The sequence below is a fragment of the Bacteroidales bacterium genome (assembly GCA_031276035.1).
Lineage (GTDB): Bacteria > Bacteroidota > Bacteroidia > Bacteroidales > BM520 > RGIG7150.
The window spans coordinates 98,146-107,484 of sequence record JAISNV010000033.1 but is presented as its reverse complement, the minus strand read 5'-3'; the positions used below and the strand labels follow the sequence as shown (position 1 = coordinate 107,484).

Below are 9,339 nucleotides of genomic sequence, written 5' to 3'. Positions count from 1 at the left end.
TAAATATAAATGTGTTATTTTGGAATATAAACTAATCTAAAAAATAATATGCGGTACAAAAATCGTAAAAAAAATCATTATAGAAGATAGAATTAATAGATTTAATTTTATTATCAATTGGTTAATGATAAAATATAAAATATTGAATAATCGTAAATTAGGAGCAATTTGATAATAAATATTCTCAAATTTTAATTATCAAACACATATTCAATTAAGTTTGCTCCCATTTTTAACGCTTCTCTATGAGCTTCCTCCGTATCATTATGAACGGCAGGATGTTCCCATCCGTCACCTAAGTCGGTTTCAAAAGTGTAATAACAAATTAATCTTCCTTCCCAGATTAATCCGAATCCTTGAGGTGGATTATCATCATGTTCGTGGATTTTGGGCAGTCCGTTAGGAAAACTAAACGTTTGATGATAGATAGGGTGAGAAAATGGTAATTCAACGAAATCCAATTCAGGAAAAACCTTTTTCATTTCGCGCTGAATATATTGATCAATACCGTAATTGTCGTCAATGTGCAAAAAACCGCCGGCAAGTAAATAGGTGCGTAGATTTTTTACATCATTCTCAGAGAAAACAATATTTCCATGACCGGTTATATGAGTAAATGGATAGTTTAAAATATCAGGGCTTCCTATATCTACAGTAGCAGGTTCTGGATGAATATTCGTTCCTATATTCTCATTACAAAATTTGATAAGATTTGGTAATGATGTTGGATTTGCGTACCAATCGCCGCCCCCTGAATATTTCACTAATGCTATTTTAATGTTTCCTTGACAAAAAATATTTGCGGATAATAAAATAAATACAGTTAATATTTGAATTTTTTTCATTTTCTTTTATTTATGATTTTTGATTGAAGCAGAGGTGCATGCAACTATTGCTGCGGTTTCAACTCTTAAAATGCTGTTCCCTAAACTAACGGCTTTGTATCCTCTTTTTATTGCCTCTTCAATTTCGGTTTTTGAAAAATCGCCTTCAGGACCAATTAGAATAAGATTATATCCTTTTTTTACTTCATCATAATAATAAACTTTACCGCCATTGGAACAATGTGCAATACATAAACTCCCCTCGAACTTATTTTCAATAAACTCATTATAAGTTTGTTGTTGATTAATCTTAGGAAGATTAATATTTCCCGATTGTTTCATTGCCGAAACAGCAATACTTACAAGCCGTTCATTTTTAATTATCTTTCTTTCCGAATGTTCACATATAATAGGAGAAATTTCATCAATCCCGATTTCGACACATTTCTCTACAATCCATTCAAATCTGTCCATCATTTTAGTTGGAGCAACTGCTAAATGTAAATAATAATCTCGATTAACAGGTTTGGTTTCGGAAGACAAAACATTAACCGAAACCTTCTTTTTACCTATTTCAATTATCTCGGCATCAAATAATTCTCCTTTGCCGTTGGTAATCTTAATGTTATCACCCAAATTCTTGCGTAAGACTTTGATAATATGTCTCGACTCATCTTCGGTTAGTGAATAATAACCCGATTTTATTTCCGGTTGATAAAAAATTTCCATCGTTTTCTTACAAGTCTGCAAAGTAACGGATAAAATTAGTAATATGAATAAAATCAATAAAACTTTTTTAAAGATGACACTAAAAAATCAAATCCTGAGACCAATTATTCCTTGATTAATTTATGATCTTATTGTCATATATCACTATCGATTCTCAAATATTTTCTTATTTTTGTATTCATGAAACAAACAGATGACATACATAAAACCTTACTTAAATATTGGGGATATTCGAACTTCCGGCCCATGCAGGAAGATATTATAAACTCAATATTGGAAGGTAAAGATACATTGGCTTTACTTCCTACCGGAGGTGGAAAGTCTATCTGTTTTCAAGTGCCTGCAATGGCTTCGGAAGGTTTATGCCTTGTAGTTTCACCCTTGATTTCTCTTATGAAAGATCAAGTTGAGAATCTGAAGAAAAGAGGTATAAAGGCAGATACTATTTATTCCGGCATGACTTCCTTGCAGCAGGATATTGTTATTAATAATGCGGTTTATAATAGTACTAAATTTTTATATATTTCGCCGGAGCGATTAAAGACCGATTTAATATTACTTAATATTGACAAGCTGAATATTTCTTTAATAGCTGTTGATGAAGCGCACTGTATTTCACAATGGGGTTACGATTTTCGTCCGCAATATCTAAATATCGCCGATATCAGGTCTCTTCTGCCCGGTATTCCTATTCTGGCTTTGACTGCTACTGCAACTAAAGACGTTGTCGATGATATTCAAGATAAACTATTATTTAAAGAAAAAAATGTTTTCAAAAAATCTTTTGAAAGAAAAAATATTTCGTATTTAGTTTATAAAGAAGATAATAAGCTTGGAAGATTGTTGCGGATTTGTAAAAATACTTCCGGTTCTGGAATTGTTTACATGAGAAATCGCCGCGGAACTTATGATATCGCCAAATTTCTTATTGATAATGGTGTTTCCGCAGATTATTATCATGCCGGATTGGATACGCGAACGCGTGAAATCAAACAAAACGATTGGAAAAATAATAAGACTAAAGTTATTGTAGCAACAAACGCTTTTGGGATGGGAATTGATAAACCTGATGTAAGGTTTGTTGTTCATCTTGATATTCCTGATAATCTGGAAAGTTATTTTCAGGAGGCAGGCAGGGGAGGAAGAGATGAAAAATCGGCATATGCTGTTCTCCTTTATGATGAAAATGATATAGAAACTCTTAAAGAAAAGTTTGTTAATACCTATCCTGACATTAAAACTATTAAACAGATTTATAATAATTTATGTAACTATTTTAAAATAGTTGTAGGCACCGGTGCCGGTCATCATTTTGATTTCGATGTTTCAAAATTTGCAAATTCATATAATTTATCTCCGGTTGTTGTGTTCAATACTTTAAAGATTTTAGACAATCAAGGTTTATTATCTGTTTCGGACGATTTTAATGTTCAAGCTAAATTAATCTTTAAAGTCGATAGAGACGAATTGTATGATTTTCAATTAAGGTATTCTAATCTGAATCCGGTAATTCAAACTATTTTACGAACTTATGAAGGAACTTTTTCAAATTATGTGAATATTGATGAAGAGAAAATCGCAAAAAAGTTAAACACTGATAAGGAAAATATTGTAAAAACCTTGTTCTATCTTAATAAAATGAATGTGATTGATTATATTCCTGTGCCGACAATGCCGCAGATTGTTTTTTATAATGATAGAGTTCCGGATGGCAGTATTTTCTCCGATTTGAATAGTTATATTTTACGTAAAGATATTGCCGAAAAGAAATTGAATTACGCAACTGCTTATGTTACTAATACAACCAAATGTAGAAGTATTATGCTTTTGCATTATTTTGATGAAGAAAATAACAATCGTTGCGGCATTTGTGATTATTGTAGAAAAAGAAATAAACTTTACTTAAGCAATTATGATTTTGATGTAATTCTTGAAACTATCAAACCAAAATTAAAGGGAAATATCTTAAGTATGGAAGAAATATATTCCTTTATTCCCAATATTGATCAGGAAAAATTAATAAGACAGATCAGTTGGCTGATTGATAATGATAAAATTAAAAAGGTTGGGGACGATAAATATACGTGGAACGGTTAAATTTTAACTCCACGTAGAAATTCTTCTACTTTCATTCTTTTCTTTCCGGCTAATTGCAAATCGGTTATATAAATAATTCCGTTAGCAGCTTGGATTCCTAAATACTTTTTCCCGTCGCTGATTATACTTCCTGTCGGATTATTATTTTCGTTTTGTAAAATCTTATATTCCGAATGAAATATTTTTATTGGTAATATTTCGCCTTTTGAGTTTGTTATTTCTGTGTATGCGGCGGGAATAGGAGATAAACCGCGAATTTTATTGTATATTTTCACAGCATCATCATTCCAATCAATTCTACAATCTTCCTTATTGATTTTCGGTGCGGAATGAAGTATGGCGTCTTTTGGTATTAATTTAGATTGATCAATAACTTGATAATTTCCTTTTATAAGCATATTAATTGTTTCTACGGCACATTCGGCACCAAGAGCCATCAACTTATCATGAACTTCAAGAAACGTATCAGTATTTTTAATTTCAATTTCTCTTTGTAATAAAATCTTCCCAGTATCAATTTGTTCATCAAGTAAAAAAGTTGTAATGCCCGTTTTAGTTTCGCCGTTTATAATTGCATGGTTGATAGGCGCAGCGCCTCTGTATTGCGGCAGGAGCGAAGTGTGAACATTGAATGTGCCTAATTTTGGAATCGACCAAACCGACTGTGGTAATTTTCTAAAGGCTACAACAACAATAATGTCTGGATTAAGTTCTTTTATTTTGTTGATAAAATTCTCATCGGATAATTTTTCGGGTTGTAAAACCGGAATATCATGTTCGAGAGCAAAAGACTTAACTGCGGATGGCTGGAGTTTAAGTCCGCGACCGGCAGGTTTATCCGGAGTTGTTACAATAGTAGAAACAAAAAATCCGGAATTAATGATTTGTTTCAACGATTCAACCGCAAATTGCGGCGTACCCATAAAAACTATATTTATCATTAATTTCGGATTTAAAACCGATTTATTAATACAATTAATTATATATTTTCCAGCTTACCAATACCTCTTTTAACTTCGTTTTTAAGAGTTGTATTAGGATAATCTGCTAATATTTTTTTATAAGTATTTAAAGCCTCTTTATTATTTCCGTTCAATTCATAAGCAATAGCAAGCTTTTTTAAATGTTCCGGCGTAGTATTTTCGTTTTTATGAATTGCAGCAGCTTCTTTATAGAATTTAATAGCGCTATTCAAGTTGTTTAATTCCATATAAGCATCTCCAATAGCAGCTTTAGACATTGCATAAACGTAAAAATCTTTTGATTTGAATTTGCTTAAGTATTTAATAGAATTATCATATTCACCCAATCTGAGATAAGATATACCTATATAATAGTTAGCGAGTTTAGCTGCTTGTGTACCTTTGTATTGAGACTGAATGTCTAGAAAACCCAAATAATTGCCATCACCTGTGAGAGCAGTTTCATAATCGTCAATTGAGAAAAATGATTGAGCTTTGAACATTTCTTCTTGCGCTGCTATCTTTCTCGGTTGAAAATAGTATCTCTGTAATGCGAAAATTCCTAATACTATAACAACAACTACCACTAATGCAATAATTAGAGGTTTTGAATTTCTTTCAATAAAAGCTTCTGATTTGCTTAATGCAGAGTTAACTGCGCCGAATTTGTCTTCCGATTGTTTTTTGTTTTTTGCCATTTCAAAAAATTTTGGCAAAAGTAGAAAAATTTTTCCGTATATAATAGGTTTTTCCGAAAAAAATATAAAAATATCTCTGGATCTTTATTGAAGTAAGGTCAGGAAATTAAGTAGCGTGAAAAAAGTGGAAAAAAATATTACAAAAAACTTGCACAGTTAAAAAAATACAGATACTTTTGAGGGTTGAATAAAAAAATTATTGTATATGAACAAATCTGAACTCATTGATTTTATCGCTGGAGAAGCTAAAATCACAAAGAATGATGCTACTAAAGCATTGAATGCGTTTATGAAAGGTGTTAAAAACGCTATGGCTAAGGATGATAAAGTTACCTTAGTTGGTTTCGGAACATGGTGTGTTGTTGATAAAGCAGCTCGTACCGGCAGAAACCCAAAAACTCAACAAAAAATTAGTATTCCTGCTAAAAAAGTGGTTAAATTTAAACCAGGCGCAGAATTAAAAAAATAATTTTTGTTGAAAAATGCAAAAAATTAGCCTTAACTGAATTTGTTAGGGCTATTTTTTTATCTCAAAGGTTTAATTATTATATATTATATGAAAATTATTAGTCTTGTTCTCGTTGTTTTATCTTCAATTTTTTGTACCCCTTATTATCAACAAACTCAAGTGAATGATAATTATGGATATAAAGTAAAGGTCGGTGACAAAGCTCCCGATTTTGAAATTGAATACTTAGATGGTACAAAAATCAATCTTGCTTCATTGCAAGGGAAAATTGTTATGATACAATTTACTGCCAGCTGGTGTGGCGTTTGCCGAAAAGAAATGCCTTATATCGAAAAAGAAATCTGGCAGAAACATAAAGATAACCAGAATTTTGTGTTGTTAGGTATAGATCTTAAGGAAGATAAGGAAACCGTAAAACAGTTTATAAAGAAAACAAATGTAACCTATCCGATAACTCTTGATACCGACGGCTCAAAGTTCGATCTTTTTACTGAAAAAGGAGCCGGTGTAACTCGCAATATTATCATCGATGAAAATGGAAAAATAATTATGCTTACAAGATTATTCGATATGAATGAATTTAATACGATGGTAAAATTTATTGAGGAAAAATTAAATAATCTGTAGAAGCAGATTTTATATATTGCATTTACATAAAGAATAGTAAAGTCGGAAATAAATAATATTTTAGATTTCGAATTAAAAAAACTTAATTCTTAACTCTTAATCCTTAAATTTTTTCTATCTTTGCAAATCTTTTAATAAAAAAATTATTATAATGGGTAAAGGTGATAAAAAAACAAAACGCGGAAAATTGATCTTAGGTTCTTATGGTAACAAACGTTCCCGTAATGATAATAAATCCGCAAATAAAAAAGAAATAACAGAGTAGTTCATAGTACTAGTTCTTATTTAATAAAGGTTAAGACGCATTTGCAACTTAACCTTTATGTTTTTGTATAAATACTTTGTACAGATTACCGCGCTCTTCAAAGTTTTTGAATGAATCATAACTTGAAGCTGCCGGCGATAATACACATGATTTTCCGATTTTTGTTTCCTTAAAAGCAATTTCTACAGCTTTTTCAAGACCTTCCACATAAATTGTATCAATATTCCATTTGCTTTCAAGAATGTTTCCGATACGATTTCCCGCATCTCCCATTAAAATAATATTTCTAATATCGGAGTTTGCTATGTATTTACATAATTTATTGTAATTTATTCCCCTGTCGTAACCGCCAAGAATTGCAGTATCAACATCTTTTATAGCTTCAAATGCCGCAATTGCGGCTTCGGGGATTGTCGAAATAGAATCATTATAAAACTTGATACCGTTAAATTCACCAACAAACTCCAATCGATGCTCTAAGGTTTGAAAACTTACTACGCTGTTATCAATAATATCTTCATCAATATTAAATAATTGAGCAACTTCCTTTACAGCTGCTATATTCTTCTTATTGTGATCTCCGGATAAATTACCTTGAATATCAATTTTATTCTCATCAAAATATATTATTTCGCCTTGATATTTAGATAAGCTATTTTTGATAATTTCAATATTTTTGTCGATAATTAATATTGAATTATTTTTCTGCTTTTCGAATATCTTACATTTCGCATCAATATATTTTTCAAAACTTCCGAAATGATCTAAATGTTCTTCATAAATGTTTAACAAGATTGAGATTTTTGGCGCAATATGAATGTGATTTAGTTGATGAGCAGATAATTCAAGAATGATAATTGTATTGTCGTCAATTTTATTTAACTGTGAAAATATAGGAATTCCTATATTTCCGGCTAAAATCGAATTATGATTACCTTGCTTTAGTACATGATGAATTAAACTCGAAGTTGTACTTTTTCCTTTTGTGCCTGTAATTCCGATTGTTTGGGTGTAATATTTACGAAGAAACAGATCTGTTTGTGACGTGATTTTTTCAATGTCAACATTCTCAATATGTTTTTCCGGAATACCGGGCGATTTTATAATAATGTCAAAATCATTGAGATTTTCATTGTATTTTTCTCCGGTAAATGTTTTGTGTTTGACTTTAATTTCTTCGGGAATAGCACTTTCCGAAGCATCTGCTATACTTATCTTATCATTATCAATAAACTTTGAAATGTAATCGTAAGTTGATTTACCTTCTTTACCGAAACCGAGAATCAAAATTTGTTTCCCGTCAAAAAGTCTTGCTATTAGTTTTTGCATAATAGTTCTGTGGGAATAAAATTAATATCATTGTTTGAATTGATTATTTCTTCAAAAGTTTTTAAATCACTTTCTAAGTCTATTTTTTTTGAGTAAGGAATTAGTATCCCTTCCGTTTCGTTTTCGAATAGATATTTTGCCAAAGCAGCTCGGGTTTCTGAAATCGTGCCTACACATTCGAAAGGTTTTGTTTCGGAAAATCCGGTTAGCTGATATAAAGTTTCCAGTAAATTTTCATTTAATAATAAATCTTTGCCGAAAATATCAATTAATTCCTTTTTGGAGATAAAAGGCAATAGCATTATGTATACAAATAAACATTTCGGACAGTTACCGCACCAGCGATTCTCTTTGCTTCCGGCATTGCAGCTTCTGAAATATTTGTGATATTCTTTTAATTCGGCAAATTTCTCTGCTATTTGCAATTCCGATAAATTTCTTAAAAAGCTGAAATAATTGAATTTATCCGAAATATATTTTGAATAATAATTTCTGAAAGCCGATTCGAAGTGTATTGTTTTTGAATATTGATGATTGATTATATCGTAATCTGTTATTACAGTAGATTCATTGGCACTTGCTTCGTTTGATAAGGCAATGTATTTTGAAGAGGTAAGCAAACTTGCGATTAGTGTTGAAAATGCAACCATAGCCGAAAAAGGAGTGTGACCGTTTAAATATCCTTTTAAATTTAATTCCAAAAGATGCGGATCAATTTCTCGCTTTATAATAATAGAATCCTCCTGAGTAAATCCGGCAATTCTTATTGTGTCAAGCATTGCTTTGTTCGGATTTATTAAATAGGGTATAACATCTAATTTTGATTTCAATGATTCTAAAGTAACAATAGAATCTTTGCCGCCGCCTACCGGAATAATTGCTCTTCTGTCAAATTCAAGCACATCACAATTGTTTTTATTTCCTTTTTTATTTATTATTTTAATATCAATAAATTCATCTTTGGAAGTATTGATATTATTACAATATCTGAATTCGCCGAGACCATAATAAAATAAGTCTTTCCACCATTCTATTTGTTCTTCGTTGAGATAATTACATTCTATAAAATATTTCTTACAACAAAGTGCTTTCCAATAACTGATACTTTCAACAATTCCCAAATTAAAGATTAGAATTTCCAATAATTCTCTATTAAAATTATTATTGAAATATTTTTTCGGAAAAGTAAATGTTATGAGTGGGGTAAATTTATGTAATATTCCGGATTCATCGAGTAAATCAAAAAAATATCTGACATACAGCGTGTTATTGTCGAAGTTGTAGTTGTAATCTCTATAATTGAAAGATGAACCGTACATTTTTAATTAAAACTTAATTT

The 9,339-nt window shown here is 30.7% G+C and carries 10 protein-coding genes; 4 read left to right on the top strand and 6 right to left on the bottom strand.

What is annotated here, in order from left to right; all coding sequences use genetic code 11:
* Positions 1 to 191: 191 nt before the first annotated feature.
* Both LBP67_08585 and LBP67_08580 read right to left on the bottom strand, forming a co-directional pair.
* The gene (locus LBP67_08585; GenBank protein MDR2085033.1) at positions 192 to 845 is read right to left on the bottom strand and encodes a DUF4159 domain-containing protein; all 654 of its coding nucleotides are present in this window, start codon (positions 843 to 845) and stop codon (positions 192 to 194) included.
* Positions 846 to 851: 6 nt separating this feature from the next.
* Complete coding sequence (locus LBP67_08580) at positions 852 to 1,553, bottom strand: 16S rRNA (uracil(1498)-N(3))-methyltransferase (GenBank protein ID MDR2085032.1); 702 nt, start codon at positions 1,551 to 1,553, stop codon at positions 852 to 854.
* A 180-nt stretch (positions 1,554 to 1,733) separates the two neighbouring features.
* On the opposite strand from LBP67_08580, the gene LBP67_08575 reads away from it, so the two are divergent.
* Positions 1,734 to 3,650, top strand: coding sequence for a RecQ family ATP-dependent DNA helicase (locus tag LBP67_08575; GenBank protein ID MDR2085031.1), 1,917 nt, complete (start codon positions 1,734 to 1,736; stop codon positions 3,648 to 3,650).
* Here the strand turns inward: LBP67_08575 and fmt are convergent.
* Positions 3,647 to 4,591 (bottom strand): methionyl-tRNA formyltransferase, encoded by a 945-nt coding sequence (fmt, locus tag LBP67_08570; protein MDR2085030.1) that lies wholly within the window; start codon positions 4,589 to 4,591, stop codon positions 3,647 to 3,649. The genes LBP67_08575 and fmt overlap by 4 nt on opposite strands.
* 38 nt (positions 4,592 to 4,629) lie before the next feature.
* A complete protein-coding gene (locus LBP67_08565; protein MDR2085029.1) occupies positions 4,630 to 5,310 on the bottom strand; it encodes a tetratricopeptide repeat protein in 681 nt (226 codons plus the stop codon).
* A gap of 205 nt (positions 5,311 to 5,515) precedes the next feature.
* Here LBP67_08565 and LBP67_08560 point away from each other — a divergent pair, with 205 nt between their 5' ends.
* From LBP67_08560 to LBP67_08550, 3 genes are all read left to right on the top strand, one after another.
* Positions 5,516 to 5,779, top strand: a complete 264-nt coding sequence (locus LBP67_08560) for an HU family DNA-binding protein (GenBank protein MDR2085028.1) — start codon at positions 5,516 to 5,518, stop codon at positions 5,777 to 5,779.
* An 87-nt stretch (positions 5,780 to 5,866) separates the two neighbouring features.
* Entirely contained in the window at positions 5,867 to 6,406 is a 540-nt protein-coding gene (locus LBP67_08555; GenBank protein ID MDR2085027.1) for a TlpA family protein disulfide reductase, read from the top strand.
* A gap of 151 nt (positions 6,407 to 6,557) precedes the next feature.
* Positions 6,558 to 6,671 carry a 30S ribosomal protein THX gene (locus LBP67_08550; protein ID MDR2085026.1) on the top strand — a complete coding sequence of 38 codons (114 nt, stop codon included), beginning with the start codon at positions 6,558 to 6,560 and terminating at the stop codon, positions 6,669 to 6,671.
* 48 nt (positions 6,672 to 6,719) lie between these two features.
* Here LBP67_08550 and murD read toward each other — a convergent pair whose 3' ends face one another.
* Positions 6,720 to 8,000, bottom strand: a complete 1,281-nt coding sequence (gene murD / locus LBP67_08545) for a UDP-N-acetylmuramoyl-L-alanine--D-glutamate ligase (GenBank protein MDR2085025.1) — start codon at positions 7,998 to 8,000, stop codon at positions 6,720 to 6,722.
* A complete protein-coding gene (locus LBP67_08540; protein ID MDR2085024.1) occupies positions 7,988 to 9,319 on the bottom strand; it encodes a hypothetical protein in 1,332 nt (443 codons plus the stop codon). The genes murD and LBP67_08540 overlap by 13 nt, the downstream gene beginning before the upstream one ends.
* Between the last annotated feature and the right edge of the window lie 20 nt (positions 9,320 to 9,339).

What these genes read in the sequence shown, in the direction of transcription:
- LBP67_08555 (MDR2085027.1), top strand. Translation starts at nt 5,867, where the DNA reads ATGAAAATTATTAGTCTTGTTCTCGTTGTTTTATCTTCAATTTTTTGT.
- LBP67_08585 (MDR2085033.1), bottom strand. Translation starts at nt 845, where the DNA reads ATGAAAAAAATTCAAATATTAACTGTATTTATTTTATTATCCGCAAAT.
- fmt (MDR2085030.1), bottom strand. Translation starts at nt 4,591, where the DNA reads ATGATAAATATAGTTTTTATGGGTACGCCGCAATTTGCGGTTGAATCG.
- LBP67_08550 (MDR2085026.1), top strand. Translation starts at nt 6,558, where the DNA reads ATGGGTAAAGGTGATAAAAAAACAAAACGCGGAAAATTGATCTTAGGT.
- LBP67_08580 (MDR2085032.1), bottom strand. Translation starts at nt 1,553, where the DNA reads ATGGAAATTTTTTATCAACCGGAAATAAAATCGGGTTATTATTCACTA.
- LBP67_08540 (MDR2085024.1), bottom strand. Translation starts at nt 9,319, where the DNA reads ATGTACGGTTCATCTTTCAATTATAGAGATTACAACTACAACTTCGAC.
- LBP67_08560 (MDR2085028.1), top strand. Translation starts at nt 5,516, where the DNA reads ATGAACAAATCTGAACTCATTGATTTTATCGCTGGAGAAGCTAAAATC.
- LBP67_08565 (MDR2085029.1), bottom strand. Translation starts at nt 5,310, where the DNA reads ATGGCAAAAAACAAAAAACAATCGGAAGACAAATTCGGCGCAGTTAAC.
- murD (MDR2085025.1), bottom strand. Translation starts at nt 8,000, where the DNA reads ATGCAAAAACTAATAGCAAGACTTTTTGACGGGAAACAAATTTTGATT.
- LBP67_08575 (MDR2085031.1), top strand. Translation starts at nt 1,734, where the DNA reads ATGAAACAAACAGATGACATACATAAAACCTTACTTAAATATTGGGGA.